Consider the following 18844-nt stretch of genomic DNA (forward strand, 5'->3'; position numbering starts at 1 on the left):
GGGTGGGGTCCGTCCGCGAGTGCGGCCAGGAATGGTCATCAGCTATCCCTCTTCGGACAGTTACGTACAATCCGTCACCAAGTCGTGACGCCCAGGTTTAGCGTCCTTCCCGAGGTGACCGGCTCCCCACCGTCGTCCGCATCCGCTGGGACGGCAGTCGGTCACCACCGCCGAGAGGTCCGGCGGCGGCCCGCTCCCCCTGTGCGGGCCGCCGCCGGACGCGTAAGGGAGACGAGACGTACGTGGCCGCACATCGAAAGCCCAAACCGCGCTCGCTCACCGGCAACACGGCACGCACCGCCGCCACCCTCGCCCTGGCCTCGGCCGCGAGCGCGACCGCCTTCGACGGCACCGGACACGCGGAGCCCCGCCTCACCGCCGCCCAGGTGAAGGCCAAGGTCGACCGGCTCTACCACGAGGCGGAGATCGCCACCGAGAAGTACAACGGCGCCAAGGAGAAGGCGGCGAAGGTCAAGGAGGACGTGGGCGAGCTGCAGGACGAGGCCGCCCGCAAGGCCGAGGACCTCAACTCGGCCCGCAGGCAGCTCGGTTCGACGGCCACGGCCCAGTACCGCGCCGGCATCATCGACCCCGGACTGCAGCTCGCCCTCTCCTCCGACCCCGACCAGTACCTGGAGCGGGCCTCGCTCGCCGACCGGGCCGGGCACCGGCAGGCCACCGCGATCGAGGGCGTGCAGGAGCGGTTGCGCGAGCTGGCGCAGCTGCGTGCGACGGCCGACGACAGGCACGCCGAACTCCGGGACGTGCAGGCCGACTTGAAGGCGCACAAGGAGTCGGTCACCGGCAAGCTGGCGGAGGCCAAGCTGCTGCTCAAGCGGCTCACTGCCGAGCAGCAGGACCGGTTCGCGCAGGAGAGTGACGGCGGGGAGGCGCGGGCCTCGCGCTCGACGCCGCGCGGCGCGGCCAAGGCCCCCAACGCCCGTGCCGCACAGGCCGTTTCGTTCGCGTACGGGGCCCTCGGCAGCCCCTATGTCTGGGGGGCCTCGGGCCCCAGTGCCTTCGACTGCTCGGGGCTGACCCAGGCCGCATACCGCTCGGCGGGCGTCGCGCTGCCCCGCACCACGTACACCCAGATCAACGCGGGACAGCGCGTCTCCCGCTCCGAACTCGCCCCGGGCGACCTGGTGTTCTTCTACTCGGGCATCAGCCACGTGGGCATCTACGTGGGCAACGGCCAGATGATCCACGCCCCGAATCCGAGCGCACCGGTCCGGCTGGCGCCGGTGGATCAGATGCCGTTTGCGGGGGCTACGCGGGTGGGGTGAGCGATTCGACCGACCCACCTGGCCAGCCGGTGTCCAGCTACTCCAACCCTCAGACCTTCGTCTCCCCCAGCCAAAGGCGGCGGCCGAGATCGTCCAGCTCGGCCTTGTGTTCCGCGTACGCGGGCACTGCCTGCTGGAGCAGCCGCCAGTAGTCCGCTCCGTGTCCGGGGATCCTGATGTGGGCCAGTTCGTGAGCGATCACGTAGTCCACGAGATGTGCGGGCAGTTGGAACAGCGCCCAGTGCAGTGCCATCTGTCCCTGGCGACCGTCACCGCCGTTCCCGGAGCGGTAGGTCCCCCAGCGCCCCCCAACATCCCTGACGACGATGTCGGGTTCCGGGACCTCCATGCGGGCGGCCCAGGGCTGCAGCCGCCCCCGTGACCACGCCAGACCGGTGGTGCGGTACCAGTCGATCAGCGCGCGGCGGGCCTTCTCGGGGCGTGCTGCCAGAGTTTCATCCAGCCTCAGCCGACCCGCGAAAAGCCGGACCGGGGTACTGCTCTCACTGGAAGCCACCAGTAGTAGCCGGTAGTCGCGGCCCAGGTAGCGGAACGTCTCTCCGTCCTTGAAAGCACGGACCGGATGCGCGGGCCTGTGCTCGGCCCGCAGCCTCAGCTTGTCATCGATCCATGCGCCGCTCTGACGCAGGAAGGCCTCCGCCCGGTCCGGTGCGCAGCCTGCGGGTACGCGGAGCGTCAGTGATCCATCACGCTCGACAGTGATACCGAGGCGCGTACGCCGATCACTGACCTTGACGTTGTACGTGCGGTCAGCCACGACCAGTCGCCGGCCGTCCACCAGAGGGTGACGGCCGGCGGCTGAGGGTCCGATGGAACGTGGCATGGCCCCATTGTCCCCGGCCGCGACGACCGGGCCTACGGCCTCCGTCCGCGTCTTCCCCTACTGCCCTCGCCCATAAGCCTTGAACGACGCTTCGTGGCTCCGTGTGAACCCGGTGAGTGCGTTGGAGAGGTCCTCGATCGACTGCCGTCCATACCCGCTGGTGGTGCGCAGTCCTCCATCCCGCAGACAGCCGTAGAGGTCGACCCCCAGATCCACCGAGCTCGACTCGTCCGCGGACCACGACGCCCGGTTGACATGACGGGCGATGATCGCCGCGACCTCGACGGTCAGCGTCCGCAGCAGCTCGGCTTCCGGAGGCACAAAGACCGGCCGTTCCTCCATGTACTCGACGAGCTTGGTGTAGATGGCCTGCTCGGCCGGGGTGAGGTCGGCGACGGCCGGATCGGCCTCCTCGGCCTTGCGCGCCCGGTCGATGAGCGGCCCCACACGCTCCTTGATCTCCTCCCAGCGGTCCTCGCACTCCTCAAGGATGCGTTCCAGCTCCTGCGACAACGTCCGGTACACGGGCCGCTGCTCACGCTCCTGGCGTTCCTCGAGGTGGTAGCGCAGGGCCTGCACCTGTTCGGCCGCCGATTCCCGTACGTCGGTGATGCGGCCCACGGCCTCGTCGAAGTCCGGGTCGAGCAGGGACACCGGGGCGATGACCTGCTGGAGCTCCGGCAGGTCCAGATGGTCGGCGACCATGGCCCGTACCTTGCGGCCGTACGCGCGCATCGAGAAGTCCCCGCCCTGCGCGTCCCGGTAGTGCCTGCGCACCCGGCGCTGGAGCGCCACCCAGTGCCGGGCGTTCGGCACGTGCCTCAGTGCGGCCTGGTGCGGCAGTACGCGCTCCACGGCGGACATGAACTCGCCGAGTTTCCGGTCGAATTCGGCGCGCTCGCCGTCGTTCGCGAGCGCGAGCATGCCGCGCGCGATCCCACCGGGCGTGTCGAGGCCTGTGATTCCCAGGCCCGTCAGGTACTCCTCCAGGTCTGCGGCGGTCCGCCGCATCTCGGGCACCTCGCTCTCCAGGCTGCGGACCGCGCTGAGTGCGGGCCCGTCGCCCCGGTACGCGGGGAGCGTCACCGCCAGGTTGTTGAGGACGCCGTAGTAGTCGACGACCAGGCCCTCCCGTTTGGCGGTGCGGGGCCGGTTGACCCGGGCGATGGCCTGCAGGAGCTCGGCGTCCTGGATGGGACGGTCCAGGTAGAGGACCTGCTCGATGGGCGCGTCGAATCCGGTCAGGAGCATGGACTTGACGATGAGGAAGGCGATCGGCGGCTTCTCCCGTCCGGCCGCGGTCTCCGCGCCGGCGTCAGCCTCGTCGTCACTCCACGGGTTCAGGCCGACCATGCCGCCGGGCAGCGGATCGGGTTCCGGGGTGTGCTCCACGATCCACGGATTGTCCGGCGGCAGCTCGGGCAAAGGCTCAAGGAAGCGCTCCACGTGCTCCTCCTGACGCCGCGGATCGGTCCACTGCGTCCACGCTCCGCTCTTCTGCTCCTCACCCGCCGAGATCACCGGAACGAACTCGATCCGACGCAGCACCTCCTGGTACTGCCAAGCGCGCAGCAGCACCAGCTCGTCCCGCGAGTACTGCGCGAGACTCTTGTGCCGCAGCGTCTCGGGGTCGAACTCGCGCACTCGGCCGAGCAGTTCGGCGCGGGCGTCGCTCAGCATCGCCGCGTACGTGACGGTCGCGCGCCGGCTGACCGCGGCGACCTGCGCCTTGAAGCCACCGGTCAGCGGACCGGTGACGTAGTGCTCCAGCATGTCCACGGCCTTGGCCCGGATGAGGGGCGCCGACTCGGCGACGTCCCGGGCGGTCGGAGTGAGGCTCCTGCGGAGCCGGGCCCGGCCCTCCGCACGCAGCCGGGCCACAAGGTCCTCGAACTGCCTGTCCCGCTGCCCGCCCAGGCCCTCGGAATCCGGTCCTGGGTCACCGTCGGACTCCTGCGCGGTCTCATCGTCCTCGGCGCGCTCCTGCGCCTTGCGGTCCGCCTCCTCGATCAGCTCGTCGAACTTCCGGTCCGCCCCCTCCTTGTCACGTATCTCCGCGGGCCCGGTTCGGCCCTCATAGCGCACCGGCACCACGACCTTGTCCCGCTCCGCCTCGCCCATGAGGTAGGCGTCCAGAAACTTGTTGTCCGGTTCGAGGCCGAAGATCCGCCCGGTGTCGCTGAGCCGTCCCTTCATGATCGGCGTGCCGGTGAAGCCGATCCGCGCGGCGTTCGGCACCGCGTCCCGCAGACAGGCGTGCAGCACGGAGCTGTGCGAGCGATGCGCCTCGTCCACGAGCACCAACACGTGCTCCGACGTACTGCACTCCGTGAAACGCCGCCTGATCTCCTCGATCACGTCCTCGGCAGGCACAGGGTCCCCGGCTTCCTGCTCGCCGCCCACCTCCGCAAGCCGCTCCTGGGCCTCGGCGAACTCGTCACTCAAGTCCCGCTCGTCGTCCGCGCCCTGGCCGACGAGCCCCGGCACCCGCCCCAGATACTTCTGGATCATCGCGAAGACCACCGCACGCCCACCGGGCTTGCCCGCCCGGCTGAGCATGCCCTCGACGTCGGTCTGCGATCTCGCGATACGGATAGTGCTGCCGCTGGACCGAAGAGCGGCCGACAGCTGCTTCTCCAACTGCCTCCGGTCAGTGACGACCAGGATCGTGAAGCGGTTCAACTCCGGGTCACGGCTGGTCTGCAGTCGTCGGGCGAGGAACGCCATGGTCAAACTCTTGCCCGACCCCTGCGTATGCCAGATGACACCGCCGCGCTCGTCCTGCTCCGCCGCCGGATCGAGCAGCGTACGTCCAGTGCGAAGCTTGCGCACGATCTTCTCGACGGCACGGTACTGCTGGTGCCGGCAGACCGCCTTCACGGTCCGTGCCGGCTCGCCCTCCTTGGTCTTCACGGGCATCTCGAAGACGTAGTGGCGCACGATGTTGAGCAGGTTTCGAGGCTTGAGCACGATCGCGACGAGCTTGTGCTGGTCGGTCAGCTCCTGCCCGTCCGCGAGCAGCCGCTTCCCCGCGTCCGTACGGGTGGCCTGGAGCGTACGCAGCAGTTCCTTGCTGTCCTCATAGTCGGGAGTCACACTGCGCCACGGCGCGAAGTGGTCCTCGTCGGAGGTGATGGTGCCGAGTGCGGCGCTCTCCCCGCTCGCCGCCACCAACAGCTGTACGGGCGCGAACAATTCGGGGACTCCGACCGGCCGTGCGTCCGGGCTGCGGTCGTCGCTGTCCAGCGGCACACCGGCGTACGCCCGCAGATCCCGGATCCCGTCTCCGATCGGATCCTTGAGGTCCGGGCTCTTGCACTCAACGACGGTGACCGGAATGCCGTTCACGAACAGCACGAGATCAAGCACCGCGTCCTTGCCGCCGCCAGGCGGACGCACGCGCAGCTGATCGACCACGAGGAACTCGTTGCGGGCCAGGATCTCCGCGTCGTCGAGCCCTTCCATGTCCCAGTCGATGTACTGCGCCAGGACGTCCTTGCCCTGGTGGTGCACTTCGTGGCCGATCATCTGTGTGCCGCTCAGGAGCAGGCTGGTGACATGGCCGTTGACGTCTTTCAGCTGCCGCGAGCCGACGCTACGGGCCGTGCGACGCAGCGCGTCGAGCGCGCTGTCGGCGTCCGCCTCGCTCATCCACTGCTCGCCGGTTCCGCGGACCCGGTTGACCCTTTTGAGCGCCGACTTGAGGCGCTTGGCGAGCAGCACGTCACCTGGGGCCCGCTCGTCCTGCGGACCCGCCAGGTCGGGGCCGTGGACGTGCCGCCATCCCATCGACTTGAGCTGCTCGATGAAGGGCCGCTCGACCTCGTCCCGCTCCGCCTCACGCCGCACCATGCGCCCGCGCCTCTCCCCGTTCGCCACCTGGCCCGGGCCAACCCTCGTTCGGCGCCTGCGGCCTGTTCGATCTCTGCTCCATTCTGCGCCGTGCAGGACAGGAGTGGTACGGGTAAGAGGAGTTCAGGCCTGATGTGGCTGTGGTGCGGCGGGTCGGATGGCGAGGGTGGCGCGTAGTCGGGTGGCGTGGGCGTGGACGTCGGGGGCAGGTACGTCCGGGGCTCGCAGATCAGGGGCACGTACGTCGGGGGCGCAGTGCCCGCCGGGCTCGCCACCGCGTGGGACCGTCCCGCGACAGCCGCGGCAGAGGCCTTCGGGAAGCGCCTCGGGCCTGCCGGGGACACCGCACTCGGTGCACTCCAAGATCGCGCGGATGGTGTGCGTCGCGGACCTGGCCGCCAGCGTCACAGGCTCGGGTGGCAGCTTGTCGAGCAGGCGATGGCGTACGAAGGCGCGGGGGGCGCGGACGGGGTCGGGGAGGTCGACGGTGAGGGCTCGGGTGAGGTGGGCGGTTGTCACGCCTCGGGCCAGCCATTCGGCGGCCAGGTCGGCGAGGGCGGAACAGTCGGCTGCAGAGAGCGTCAACTGCGGCGCGTGCCCGGCAAGTTGCGCGAGGGCCACGTAGGCGGACGCGCGGTGTGCCTGATGTGTCGGCTGCGGCGCATCCGCTGGCCATGGCAGGCGTGACTGACCCGGCTTCGGGGGTACGGGGGTGGGGGCTGCGGCGCCTGTCGGGTGCCGTGCACGGGTCCTGAGCTCGTGAGCGGGAGCCAGCACGACGGAGGGGCGCGCCTCCGGGACGTCGCCCTGCAGCCGCTCGAGCCACCATTCGTCGTCATGTGCGGTACGGGACCACAGGGTCCGGGTGACCCACCGGAACCCGCCGTCCGCGGATCTACTCAATCCCCGTACGCGGCGCAGATAACCGGCCCGCGACAGCTCGTTGAGTGCGCTGCGGACGGCCTGCTGGCCGTAGCGGGGATTGGTTTCGGCGAGCGTCTTCGCGTCCATCGCGGCACCTTCGGGAAGGTCGTCGATGAAAGCGGCGACATACGCCGCACGGTCGGGAAGTTGGCCGAAATCCGCCACCTGCTCCGATCCTTGACCGGGGACGGAACGCTTTCCGTAGCCGGGGTTCGCCATGGGGTGTGCGGGCGCGGGCAGGGGCGCGTTAGAGTCTTCGTATGCCATGAGATCGAGCTCGATTCGATCTTGAGGTTGAGACCCCGGCCTGGTGTTGCTAGCACCTGCCGGGGTCGTTTGTTGCTGCGAACGCTAAACGGTGGCGACGTTGCGTGGCAAGTCGGTCACGAAAAGTCATATGCGGTGCGCTGAGCGGGAGTTGAGCGCACGGCGGTTTGGTAGGGGTGGTTGATTTACCAACCCCCTTCCCTGCAAACGCGGCTCGGATCTTGGGGCCCGAAGCCCGGGGCTCAGACGTCGGTACGCGGTGCGGTGCTGGCGTACGCGACGAAGGCGGACCAGGCGTCGACGGGGACTTCGAAGCTCGGGCTTCGGGGGTTGAGCTTCGAGTCTCGGATGTGGGTGGTTCGGGGGGTGAGGGCGACTTCTAGGCATTCGGCGCCTTGGTCGTCGCTGTAGCTCGACTTGAACCACACGAGCCGCGTGTCGCTCATAGCTCCTGGGCCACCTTCCTGATGAACGCCGTCGACTCCTCAACACTGAGCGCGTGCGTACGGATCATCGCATGACGGGCCGCCAGCGCACTGACCTTGGCCGCGTCAGAGTAGAGCACGCTCGTCTCGTGCCCCTCCACGTATCCGTAGTGCTGGTGATCAGCCGTCTCCAGCATGACCAGGGACCCAAGCAGGGCGACCCCGCTGCACCGTCCGACAGGTAGGGCTTGTACAGATACGTTCCGGAGCACGCTCATCGCCAGCAGATGCTCCAACTGCTGCCGCATGACCTCACAGTTACCGACCATCGAGCGCAGCGCAGCCTCGTAGACGACAAAGCTGAACACCACGCTTGCCCGTCGCGTCAGCGCCTCCTGTCGACGCAAACGCGCCGCCACCCGCTCTGCCACCGTCTCGTCATCCAAGGGCGGACAGCCGTCACCGATCAGCGCCTCCGCATAGCCCTTGGTCTGCAGCAAGCCGGGAACCAGCCCGAGCGCATAGTGATGCACCGCGATGGCCTCAGCCTCAACAGCCATGTACTCCTGTGAACGGGCGGGAAAGGGCTCAGGCTTCATGTACTCATGTGCGGCGACCAACTTGCCTTTGGCGCCACACAGTTGATCAGCGGCCTGAAGCAGCCTCAGGGTGGGCCGTCGCCGCCCGTTCTCCATCGACTTGACGTACTCGTAGTCGTAACTTGCCTCATCCGCGAGAGTCTGCCGGCTGATGCCCTTCTCGGTCCGAGAGAGCTTGATCTGACTACCGCAGTACCGCCAGGCGATCGGCGGCTGCTGGGCGTTCACCTCGGTCATGGTGGCGGCCTCCCTGGCGGGTACACGGCGGGTACAACCACCCTTTGTACCCGCACCGTTACTCCTGAAGCGTACGGGCGTGAGGCCAGGCTGAGCTCGGCAGTTGACGAAACTCAGCCCTCAAGGACCTGCACATGCCCGTACTTCCTGGCGTTCCCGCATCCGCTCTCCTCGACATCGAGTGGCACCTTCCTCGTCATGCCCGCAGTGTGGGTCGGGCTCGAACGCTGCTGCGAGAGCAGGCGGGTTCGTGGGGCCTGCCGACTCCGCTCACCGAAGCGGCGGAACTGCTGCTCAGCGAGCTGATGACAAACGCGTACTGGCACGCGAAGGTGCCCGGGCGCGAGATCTGGGCACGCGTGGTGCTCTCGCCGGACCGTCTGCGCGTCTCGGTCACAGACGCGAGCTCGGAGCTCCCCGTACCCCGGGATCCGTCCCTGGACGAGGAGTCGGGCCGAGGCCTGGCCCTGGTCTCCGCGCTGGCGGACGACTGGGGCGCGGAGCGCAGGGAGTGCGGCGTCGGCAAGACGGTGTGGTTCGAGCTCCGGCTTTCCCCGTAGGCCTACGCGAGATCCTTGACCCGCACCTTCCCAGAGAGCAAGTCGTCGGTGAGACCCTGCTTGAGCCTCCGCAGCTTGGCCAGCTGAGCCCGCTCCTGGTCGATCCGGCTGTCGAAGGCGGCCATAGTTGAGACGATGTCGCGTTGCTCCACCAGCGAGATCAGCGGGACTTGAAAGTCCAGCATGTCTCCCTTGGAGATTTTGAACTGTCCGCTGGTACTTCGCATCGCAGACTCGACCTGTCGCCGAAATGGCGGAGCAGTAATGAGCAATCCGAGAAAATTCGGCTCAAGGAACGACCGATCGGGATTCAGTCGATAGATAAGGTCCGACAACATCAGCCTCTTCCGGACATTGACAGGGACAACACATCCGGCTCCCACCAAACGCTTCGATCCGTTCGCCCTAGCGATCAAAACGTCTCCTGGCCCCACCTCCAAATCCGCCCGAGGTGAAAGTCCTTGTGGCAGGCGCTTCGCTTGGTCTACCTGGAACTGCCCCGAGGTGACCGCTCCAAGGCCCAGAACGCCCCATTCGGCTGCACCAGGGGCGTGTGGCTCGCAAATTGGGCTCCACCCAGAGTCAATTCCTCGAATCACGGTGCGCAGCGGAGCATGAGAGTGTCGAATAGATGACATGAGCGACATCTGGGCGCCCCGTCGGACCGTGCGCAGCTTCGCGATCGACGCCTCGATGGCCCGCTCTTCGTCGGCGACAGCGTCGAGTACTGCCACGATTGCCCGCTGCTCCTCAGTACGGCACGGGTAGACAACCGTCCAACTTCCCAATTTCTCTTTGGTCAAGTGGGCGATACTCGTTTGCCCGGCAAGATGACTGAATAGTCCGCGGCGTGCGGAGAACTCCATGTAATTCGCCATGTAGCCAGGGATCATCGGGCCGATGGCCCGCAAGCGGTGCAGTGACTTCTGAAAGTAGCAATCCGCCAGCTCACCGTTCCACATCGCCGTACGGCCAATCTCACCGCCTTCAGTCACAAGAAGGTCACCAGGCCTGAGCGAGTACGTACGCCGTTCTTCCTCCGAAAAGTGCATCACTTCTAGATCATCGAGCTCGAAACGACCCCATTGGACGTTGCGATTGGTCAGGTACTGGCGCTGGTCTCGACCGCTCGATGCCCCCTGGTTTAGCATCTTCCCCAAGGTCATCTCAAAGCAGTCGCTAACTGTCGACACAGTCCAATCAGCAGGCATCTCACGCATACCCCAGCTCCTCCAGGAACCCACCCAAGACACCCGCAGCCGCATCTCGTTGCTGCTCGATATCCCGCAGCGAAACCCGGTACTTTCCCTCCCACAACTCGTACGACTGAGCCAACTCCCGTTGCCAGCGCACCACATGCCCACCCAGCTTGCCCGCGAGGTCCGCCCGCAGGATGGCCAGCACCACCTCGCGCTCGCCCGAACGCTCAGCCAGTTCCCGGCGTACCCGTTTGAGGCCCGCCTCCTGCTCCGCAGCAGCCACGGGCACAGCCGGAGCCGGAAGATCCAGCAGAGAACCCTGCTCACCGACAGGGCTCGAGGCGGGAGACGAAGGCGAAGGCGCGGACGTCTTCGTCTTCTTCGCCACCCGGGCTGCCGCCTCCTCCGCCCGCCGCCGCACCCCCGGCACCGGCCAGAACGCGTCCTCGATCTCCTCGATCTTCTTCTTCGCCGCAGTGCGCCGCTTCTTCAAGTCGCGCATCTGGGTCTCGGTGAGCAACGCCTCGATCAGCGCCGGATCCACCTCACCCGAGCCCGATCCGGAGTTCGCGTCGGAGCCAGACCCGGAGTCCGACGCAGACTCAGACTCGGCATCCTCGTCGCCCTCCCCCAACCCCTTCCGCGCCGCAGCCACCGCCGCCTCCGCCTCAAGCCCTGCCTTGATCTGCGCGTCCAGATCGGCGAACGTCCGATCCGCCGCGGCCAAGTCCGACAGGAACCCGGGAGCGATCGCCGCGACCACCTTGTGGTCATACGCCTGGCGCCGCTCCGCCGCCGTACGGTCACGCGCACCACCCGTGCGCGGGTCGGGCTCGGCGGCGAGCAGGATCTCGACCGTCTCGACCCAGCCGTCCACCACGCCCTTGAAGCCGTTCACGGAGAGTGCCTTGAGTTCGTTCTTCGCGTCGTGCCACCACCCGGCGACCGCGCCGGCCAGCGCGTACCGGTCCAGGAGGCCCACGTCGAGTAGACGCTCACGGAAGGAACTGATCAAGTCGGCGCGCAGTCGGGCTAGTTGGGCCTTGCGTTCGTGTTCCGTGCGGTCGTCGTCCCCATCCGCCGCCGGGACGATCGCCGCGATCTTCTCGGTCTCGTCGGACCACCACTCCTCGAAGGCAGCCCACAGGTCGGACTCCCGGCCGTGCGCGAGTTCCGCAATCCGGGCCGCGTCCGGCCGTACGTCCTCGGGCAGGAAATCCACGTACTGCGGATCGTCCTCGCGCACCACGAACAGATCCGGCACCTCAATGCCATACGCGTCAAGCAGCGGCTTCTTCGCTTCGATCTCGGCGACCGGAACGCCGCCCACAAGATGAGCCCGTACGTCCTGCGGCTCGGGCGGCGGGGTGTTGTCGACGTACCGGCGAATGTTGAAGTTGCAGTCGTTGCCCTCCAGTTCGGAGCGCTCGACCACCTTCGCGAAACCGTCGACGCCCTCGAAGTCCTCGTCGTCGCGGAAGGCGTGGAACGTGGAGACGATTTTCTCGACGTGTTCGGGGAGGAGTACGTTCTGCGCGCGCTCCGCATGGAACTCGCGGTCGGCGTTGATGAACAGGACCTTTCCGCGCTGCCACTTGCTCTTCTTGCTCGGATCCCGCAGCACGACGACGCACGCGGGGATGCCGGTGCCGTAGAAGAGGTTGGGCGCGAGGCCAATGACGGCCTCGATGAAGTCGAGCCTCAGCAGGTCCGCGCGGATGGTGCGCTCCTCGCCGCCGCGGAACAGCACACCGTGCGGCATGACGGTGAAGACCTGCCCGCGCTTGAGCTTCACCATGTGCAGCATGTGCTGGAGGAACATCAGGTCGGCCTTGCCGCGCTCGGACGTCTGACCGTGCGGCATCCGCGTCAGCAGGTGAGGAACCTCGCCCTGCTTGTAGTCCATGGAGAACGGCGGATTGCTGAGCACCAGGTCGAAGTCCGCCTCGGGGTGGAGCGGGTTGGTGAGGGTGTCGCCGGTCATGAGGGAGAAGTTCTTGGCGCCGTGGAAGAGCATGTTCATGGTGGCCATGACCCATGAACCGCTGTTGGCGTCCTGCCCGGCGAGTCCGAGGTCCTTGGATTCCCCGCCGTGCTCGTCGACGTACTCCATGGCGTGGATGAGCATGCCGCCCGAGCCGACGCAGGGGTCGTAGATCCGCATGCCGTCGCGCGGGCGGGCGAGTTCGACCATCATGCGGACGACCGCACGTGGGGTGTAGAACTCGCCACCTTTGCTGCCTGCCGAGTCGGCGAAGTCCTTGATCAGGTACTCGTAAGCTGCGCCGATCATGTCGGGGAACTCAAAGTCCTCGCCGCGCAGCCGGAGGCCCCCGAAGTGGTCGATCAGCGCGCGCAGCCGTTGATCGGCCATTTCGGCAGCGGATTTTCGGCCCGCGCCACCGCCGCCGATCCGGTTGAAGTTGACGTGGCTGAACAGGCCCTGCAGCTCGGTGTTGCCCTTCTGCTGCTCCAGCGCGTCGAGGGCGGGCTGGAGAGCCTCCATGGCCACGTTGTCCCTGGCATCGGCCAGCTTCTGCCAGCGGGCGCCGGCCGGGACGAAGATGACACCGCGCCGCCGATAGTCCGCGAACTTCTCCGCTTCCTCCTCGGCCTCCTGCTGGGAGTCGCCCGCCTTGAGGCGCTCCGCGATGATCTCCTTCCGGGCGACCTCAAACTCGTCGTTGATCCGCTTCAGGAAGAGCAGCACGAAGATGAAGTCGCGGTACTCGGCGGCGTCCATCGTGCCGCGCAGGATGTCCGCCGCCGCGAAGAGATGGCGTTCCAGCTGCGCGAGCGTGAGCTTGGCCACGTGCGGCACTCCCCTGGGGTGGCTGTTCGTCCGGTTCGTTTGCACCGGGAAGCCTACGGCTTCGCACACCCTGGGGATGACCTTCCGCCTGACCGCCGTGCTCGGTGAGCAGTCACCTCACGACGGTCAGTACGAGGTGACGAGCAGGCCGTCCTCGATGAAACGCCATACGTCCGTGTACGGGTCCCAGTGGGTCTGGTCGGGGTGAGAGTGCTGCTCGTTCAGCCGCTGGGCGAACCTGCGGGCCCTCTCGTAGCGTCCCTCGATCTGGCCGGGCATGACGTGCTTCGCGAGCTCGCGCGAGACGGTCTTGATCGTGGGGCCGTAGGTCTGGGCGAAGCCCTGCTGCCCGCGCAGGCGCTCTGCCGCGCCGCCACAGCGCTCCTCGCCGAACCTACCGGTGTAGTTCTGGTAGTGCAGCAGCCGCCACAGCTCGAAACACGGGTGGGAAAAGGCCACCTGCACACCCGCCCTGTGGGCGTCGGCGAATGCCCTCGGGATGTCCTCGTGGCTGTCCCGGTCGAACAGGCACCAGACCTGGGGCCAGTTCCAGTCCCTGCCCTTGCCGTCGTCGTCGCCCTTGCGCAGGCCGGCCTTGCGCGCCGCGCGCTCGACAGGGCGGATCTTCGCGATTGCCGCCTCCACCAGCGTCAGCGGCTTGCGGTCCGCGGACGGGGCCGTTGCGTTTTCCAGGAAGTAGGTGACCTCGCGGCCCGGTTCACGCTTGCCGTGTTTGTGCACGTACCTGAAGAACTGCGGCTCCGTGACCTTGCCCTCAGTGAAGACGAACACCTCGCGAGGGCGTACCTTGCCGTGCGGGCCCTTCGAACGTTCCGGACTGTCCTTCCCCCTGGTCCTCGCCATCAGGAACCCCCCGCCTCCCGCGCCCTTGTCTCCAGCAGCTTCCGTCCGATCTCGCCCTGCGTCATGTCCGGCACTCCGCCAAAGGCCCCAGCGAGATAGGAGTCCGTCAGATCCTCTTCGGGCCCCGGCTCCACATCGCTGAGCGGATAGAGCTCGGTGGCGCCCGAGTCGTCCTTCTCCGTGAGCCAGATCTGGCCCGGCTCCAGCGGACGGCCGCCTCGGGGAACGCTCAGGAGGGAAGGGGCGTGCGAGGTGAAAACCAGCTGGGCGTTCTTCGTGTTCACCCAAGGCGCCTGGAAGAGGCGTAGGACCTCGGCGGCGAACCGCGGATGGAGGCTGGAGTCCAACTCGTCGATCAGCAGCACACCGCCGGTGTCCAGTGCGAGCAACAGCGGGCCGATCAAGGCGAACCACGAACGGGTACCGAAGGACTCACGCTGCCAGTCGAGGGCGACGGGTGTCCCGGTGTCGTCGCCGTGGAGCAGGCTGACCTTCGGCGCCTCGCCCGGCCGCTGCTCCACCGTGGCACCACGAATACCCAGGTCGGCTACGCGCAGCAGTTCCTCGATCCGGTCCCGCGACTTCTCGTCGAGGAGCAACCTGGCGGTGTAGCGCTCCCGATGAGGGCGCTCCGTCTCCGGTGTGACGTCGTAGAGGTTCTTCTTGAACCAGTCGTAGATGCGCGTGAGTTGCGGGTGATTGTCGTTGGCCGCGCGGCTGAGCAGGAGTGCGTCGGAGCGGGTGGTGCGGGCGAGCAGCGCGCGATCCTGGACGCGGTCGCCAGGAAACTCGAAGACGGTCGGGCGCGCGGCGTCACGGTCCAGCCACACCTGACGGCGTCCCTTGGGGTAGCAGTGCAGCCACTCCGACTCCACCCGTCGGGCACCGAGTTCGAACCCGTACGTCCACCGCACACCGTCGTCGAGGACGAAGTCAGCTTCGAAGAATGAGGACTCGGCGGCCATCTTCGAGTCGAGCGCGAACTCCTCACGGGGGATGCCCTCGTAGGACGTCCAGCGGCCGTACGAGTTGACGACCGCCTCCTTCATCTTCTGCAGAGCGAAGATGACATTGGACTTGCCCGACGCGTTGGCGCCGAACACCCCCAGGACGGGATACACCTGCAAGGTCTTGCCGTCGGACAGTTCAAGAGGGCGCGCATTGTCGGACTTCGCGTCGGACGGCACCGTGAAGGACAGCTCCTGCTCGTCGCGCAGGGATCGCACGTTGGCCGTGCGAAAGCTCAGCAGCATGCCGTCCTCCTCTCGTCGCGCACAGGGTATCCGTGTGATCGCAAATGCGCCTGCCGGACGGTCAGACCAGCCGTCGAGCCGTAGCCCACCGAGTCAGCTCATGCCGGTTCGACAGCTGCAACTTCCGCAGTACGGCCGACACATGGGACTCGACCGTCTTCACCGAGATGAACAGCTGCTTGGCGATCTCCTTGTACGCATAGCCGCGGGCGATGAGCCGCAGCACCTCGCGCTCGCGCTGCGTGAGGCGGTCCAGGTCCTCGTCCACCGGCGGCGCGTCCGTCGAGGCGAAGGCATCGAGGACGAAACCGGCCAGGCGCGGCGAGAAGACGGCGTCCCCGTCCTGCACACGGAAGATCGAGTCGACGAGGTCCGTCCCCGTGATGGTCTTGGTGACATAGCCGCGCGCGCCGCCCCGGATGACCCCGATGACGTCCTCGGCGGCGTCGGAGACCGACAACGCGAGGAAGCGGACCGGGTTTTCGGCGTCGCCCATCATCGAGGCGCTGCGGCGCAGCACCTCGACGCCGCCGCCGCCCGGGAGGTGCACATCGAGCAGGACGACCTCGGGCCGGGTGGCCGTGATGACCGTGACCGCCTGGTCGACGTCCGCGGCCTCGCCGACCACCTCGACGCCGGTGACCTCGGTCCGGCCGATCTCCGCCTGCACCCCGGTGCGGAACATCCGGTGGTCGTCGACGAGCACGACACGCACCCGCCGCCCGCTCCCGCCGTCGGCCCCGCCGGACTCCGCAGCGCCCGTCGCCTCAGTCGTCTCGTCACTCATGACGTCTTCTCCGCCCTCTCCATCTCCAGCTCGACTTCCGTGCCGCCGTCGGGCACCGCACGCAGTCGCGCCGTACCGCCGTGACGCTGCATCCGGCCGATGATCGATTCCCGTACGCCCATCCGGTCCGCGGGGACGGAGTCCAGATCGAAGCCCGGACCCCGGTCGCGTACCGACACAAAGACTGTGGTGCCCTCGACCTCGGCGAAAACCTGCACAGCGCCGCCCTCGCCACCGTACTTGGCGGCGTTCACCATTGCTTCCCGCGCGGCCTGCATCTGTGCGGTCAGCTTCTCGTCGAGCGGGCAGTCGCCGACCACCACGACCTCGATGGGCACCCCGTGCTTGTCCTCGACCTCGGCCGCCGCCTTGCGCACCGCGTCGGCCAGGGTGTCCGGCTCCTCGCCCTCTTCCTTGCCGGTGCCCTCCGGCTTGTAGAGCCAGGTGCGCAGGTCGCGCTCCTGGGCGCGGGCGAGGCGGCGCACCTCGTTCACGTTCTCCGCGTTGCGCTGGATCAGGGTCAGGGTGTGCAGCACCGAGTCATGGACATGGGCGGCGACCTCGGCGCGTTCCTGGGCGCGGATGCGCATGAGCCGCTCCTCGGACAGGTCCTGGGTCATCCGCACCAGATAGGGGCCCGCGAGCAGCGCGATCCCGACGAACACGGCGAGCGCGGCCTGCAGCACGGAGCCGAGGTCCTGGACCGAGCCCTGCAGCACGAAGATGCCGGTGACGCCGGCACCCACCAGGACGACGCCCGCCGCGGCCCGGGCGAGCTGCAGGGTCCTGCGTCGCCGTCCGACCGCCATCCAGCGGGCCCTGCGGGCGTTGTCCGCCTGCCGCCACACCAGGGCGACGCCCGCGCCGACCAGGAGGGTCGGCCACAGGTACGCGCGGGCGGAGTTGCTGATGTCGACCGTGCTCACGAAGACCATGGCCACGGAGACCATCGCGACGAACGCGAGGAGCTGGCCCTTGTCGACCTTGCGCACGACGAGCTTGCGCCGACCGTCGGCGCCCGTCTCCGTGGTGACGGTGTGCGGGCGCTCGGCGCCCACGCCGCCGACGCCCAGCGGGACGAAGAACCAGAACGCGGCGTAGAGGAGTGCGCCCAGGCCGTTGGCCATGAACAGCCCGATGAAGACGAGCCGCACCCAGATCACGGGCAGCCCGAGATGCCCGGCGAGCCCGCGCGCGACTCCCCCGAGCAGGCGTCCTTCGCCGCTTCGGTAGAGCTTGCGCAGCGGCTGGGGTGCTTCGGGTTGGACGGCTGCGGCTGGCATGCGTCGATCCTCACACGGGCGTGGCCCCGGGACATCAGGGTCTGGCCCCTAGGCGCCCCTGATCTTCCTTCTCCCCGCCCCGCCCCTTCCCGACAGTGACATTTGCGGCTCCGCCGCGGGCCTCAAACGCCGGACGGGCTGATAAATCAGCCCGTCCGGCGTTTGAGGACATCAGTGACAGTCGTTGAAGCCGACGGCAGTCTTACGGGAAGGGGCGGGGAGGGGAAAAGTCCGCCCCGTCAGGGGCGATATCAGGGACCGACCAGGGTCGCCCCACCTGCCCTGAGCACCAGAACACGGTCACCATGGACACATGACAGACCAGACCCCCACCGCGGAAGCGGAAGCGGAGGCCCCACCCAGGAAGCTGCGCCGCGACCGGCGCCACAAAACCCTGGGCGGAGTCTGCGCCGGCCTGGGCCGGCACACCGACATGGACCCGGTGATCTACCGCGTAACCCTCGCGGTACTAGCGATCACCGGCGGCCTGGGCCTGATCTTCTACGGCTTCGCCTGGCTCGCCCTCCCCCTGGACGACGAGGACGAGAGCGAGGCCCGCAAGCTGCTCACGGGCCGCGTCTCCGGAGCCGCACTCACCGCGATCCTGCTCGCCCTGATCGGCTGCGGCGCCCTCCTGTCGATGCTGAACAACGGCGGCGTCCTCACCTTCGCCACCGTCCTGACCCTGCTCCTCGCCGGCACCGGCTACTGGTCGCAGCAGCGCACCGCGGTGGACCCCGACCCGGTGACCGCCCAGACGGTGGAGGCCGCGCCCCCCGAGGCCCAGCCCCCGCCCGCCGCGACCGGCCCCTCCTGGTGGCGGGACCGCATCGTCAAGGACGGCACGCACGTGGGCGGCACCGGCTACCTCTGGGGCCCGCCGAGCGCGGCGGGCCTGTCCTTCGAGGACACCCGCCCCGCCCCCCGCAAGGCCACCCCGGACAAGCCCCGCGGCCCCCGCTGGCTGGGCGGCTGGATCTTCCTGGCCACGCTGCTCGCCGGCGGCCTGGGCACCGGCCTGACCTGGGGCGACCACTGGGGCGGCACCTCGCTCGGCACCAGCCTCCAGGTGGGCCTGGCCTGTGCGCTTGCGGTGCTCGGCCTGGGCATCCTGATCAGCTCGTTCCTGGGCCGCACGGGCGCCGGCTCGATCGTGCTCGCGGTGCTCACCTCGGCCCTCCTGGTCTGCGCGGCGGCCCTCCCGGCGAACATCAGCACCGAGTGGATCCGTACGGACTGGAAGCCCAAGACCGTCGCCGAGGTCCAGCACCGGTACGACCTCGGCACGGGCATCGGCACCCTGGACCTGAGCGGGGTCGCGCTCGACCCCAAGAAGCCCCTGGACATCCGCGCCGAGGTGGGCGCGGGCCGCATCAAGGTCGTCGTACCGAAGAACGCGACGCTCAAGCTGCGCGTGGAGGTCGGCATCGGAGACATCAGGCTGCCGGACGGAAAGCAGAACGACGTGGACATCAACCTGGACCAGGGCCGCCGGGCCACCTTCCCGCCACCCGAGGGGACCAAGTCGGGCGGCACGATCGAGCTGCGCGTCGAAGTGGGCATCGGACAGGCGGAGGTGACCCGTGCTGCGTCATGACTTCCAGCCCGGAAAGCTGGTCACAGGGGTCACGCTGCTGGCCGCCGCGGCCCTG

The 18844-nt window shown here is 68.1% G+C and carries 15 protein-coding genes; 3 read left to right on the top strand and 12 right to left on the bottom strand.

The window, feature by feature from the left end; translation table 11 throughout:
* Positions 1-242 precede the first annotated feature (242 nt).
* A complete protein-coding gene (locus OG430_RS20430) occupies positions 243-1286 on the top strand; it encodes a C40 family peptidase (protein ID WP_327353991.1) in 1044 nt (347 codons plus the stop codon).
* A 49-nt stretch (positions 1287-1335) separates the two neighbouring features.
* On the opposite strand, the gene OG430_RS20435 is transcribed toward OG430_RS20430, so the two are convergent.
* From OG430_RS20435 to OG430_RS20455, 5 genes are all read right to left on the bottom strand, one after another.
* Positions 1336-2130, bottom strand: a complete 795-nt coding sequence (locus tag OG430_RS20435; protein ID WP_327353992.1) for a M48 family metallopeptidase — start codon at positions 2128-2130, stop codon at positions 1336-1338.
* 57 nt (positions 2131-2187) lie between these two features.
* A complete protein-coding gene (locus tag OG430_RS20440) occupies positions 2188-5982 on the bottom strand; it encodes a type I restriction endonuclease subunit R (protein WP_327353993.1) in 3795 nt (1264 codons plus the stop codon).
* Positions 5983-6105: 123 nt separating this feature from the next.
* Positions 6106-7071 (bottom strand): hypothetical protein, encoded by a 966-nt coding sequence (locus OG430_RS20445; protein ID WP_327353994.1) that lies wholly within the window; start codon positions 7069-7071, stop codon positions 6106-6108.
* Between the two features lie 344 nt (positions 7072-7415).
* Positions 7416-7619 (bottom strand): DUF397 domain-containing protein, encoded by a 204-nt coding sequence (locus tag OG430_RS20450; protein WP_327353995.1) that lies wholly within the window; start codon positions 7617-7619, stop codon positions 7416-7418.
* A complete protein-coding gene (locus OG430_RS20455; protein WP_327353996.1) occupies positions 7616-8434 on the bottom strand; it encodes a helix-turn-helix domain-containing protein in 819 nt (272 codons plus the stop codon). Before OG430_RS20455 ends, OG430_RS20450 begins: the two co-directional genes overlap by 4 nt.
* A 134-nt stretch (positions 8435-8568) precedes the next feature.
* Here OG430_RS20455 and OG430_RS20460 point away from each other — a divergent pair, with 134 nt between their 5' ends.
* On the top strand, positions 8569-8994 hold the full coding sequence (locus OG430_RS20460) for an ATP-binding protein (RefSeq protein WP_327353997.1): 426 nt from the start codon (positions 8569-8571) through the stop codon (positions 8992-8994).
* A 2-nt stretch (positions 8995-8996) separates the two neighbouring features.
* On the opposite strand, the gene OG430_RS20465 is transcribed toward OG430_RS20460, so the two are convergent.
* The 7 genes from OG430_RS20465 to OG430_RS49480 all read right to left on the bottom strand — a co-directional run bounded on the left by OG430_RS20465 (position 8997) and on the right by OG430_RS49480 (position 17621).
* Positions 8997-10214: a restriction endonuclease subunit S gene (locus OG430_RS20465; protein ID WP_327353998.1), complete on the bottom strand. Its 1218-nt coding sequence runs from the start codon at positions 10212-10214 to the stop codon at positions 8997-8999.
* Positions 10207-13005: a type I restriction-modification system subunit M gene (locus OG430_RS20470; RefSeq protein WP_327353999.1), complete on the bottom strand. Its 2799-nt coding sequence runs from the start codon at positions 13003-13005 to the stop codon at positions 10207-10209. The genes OG430_RS20465 and OG430_RS20470 overlap by 8 nt, the downstream gene beginning before the upstream one ends.
* Positions 13006-13131: 126 nt before the next feature.
* A complete protein-coding gene (locus tag OG430_RS20475; protein ID WP_327354000.1) occupies positions 13132-13869 on the bottom strand; it encodes an RloB family protein in 738 nt (245 codons plus the stop codon).
* Positions 13869-15122: an AAA family ATPase gene (locus OG430_RS20480; protein WP_327354001.1), complete on the bottom strand. Its 1254-nt coding sequence runs from the start codon at positions 15120-15122 to the stop codon at positions 13869-13871. The genes OG430_RS20475 and OG430_RS20480 overlap by 1 nt, the downstream gene beginning before the upstream one ends.
* Before the next feature lie 61 nt (positions 15123-15183).
* The gene (locus tag OG430_RS20485) at positions 15184-15909 is read right to left on the bottom strand and encodes a response regulator transcription factor (RefSeq protein ID WP_327354002.1); all 726 of its coding nucleotides are present in this window, start codon (positions 15907-15909) and stop codon (positions 15184-15186) included.
* On the bottom strand, positions 15906-17192 hold the full coding sequence (locus OG430_RS20490; protein WP_327354003.1) for an ATP-binding protein: 1287 nt from the start codon (positions 17190-17192) through the stop codon (positions 15906-15908). The genes OG430_RS20485 and OG430_RS20490 overlap by 4 nt, the downstream gene beginning before the upstream one ends.
* Positions 17193-17492: 300 nt before the next feature.
* The gene (locus OG430_RS49480; protein ID WP_442816724.1) at positions 17493-17621 is read right to left on the bottom strand and encodes a twin-arginine translocation signal domain-containing protein; all 129 of its coding nucleotides are present in this window, start codon (positions 17619-17621) and stop codon (positions 17493-17495) included.
* Between OG430_RS49480 and OG430_RS20495 the strand changes: the two genes are divergently transcribed.
* The gene (locus tag OG430_RS20495; RefSeq protein WP_442816725.1) at positions 17560-18789 is read left to right on the top strand and encodes a PspC domain-containing protein; all 1230 of its coding nucleotides are present in this window, start codon (positions 17560-17562) and stop codon (positions 18787-18789) included. The two genes, OG430_RS49480 and OG430_RS20495, sit on opposite strands and share 62 nt — an antisense overlap.
* Positions 18790-18844 lie beyond the last annotated feature (55 nt).

The sequence above is a fragment of the Streptomyces sp. NBC_01304 genome, from assembly GCF_035975855.1.
GTDB lineage: Bacteria > Actinomycetota > Actinomycetes > Streptomycetales > Streptomycetaceae > Streptomyces.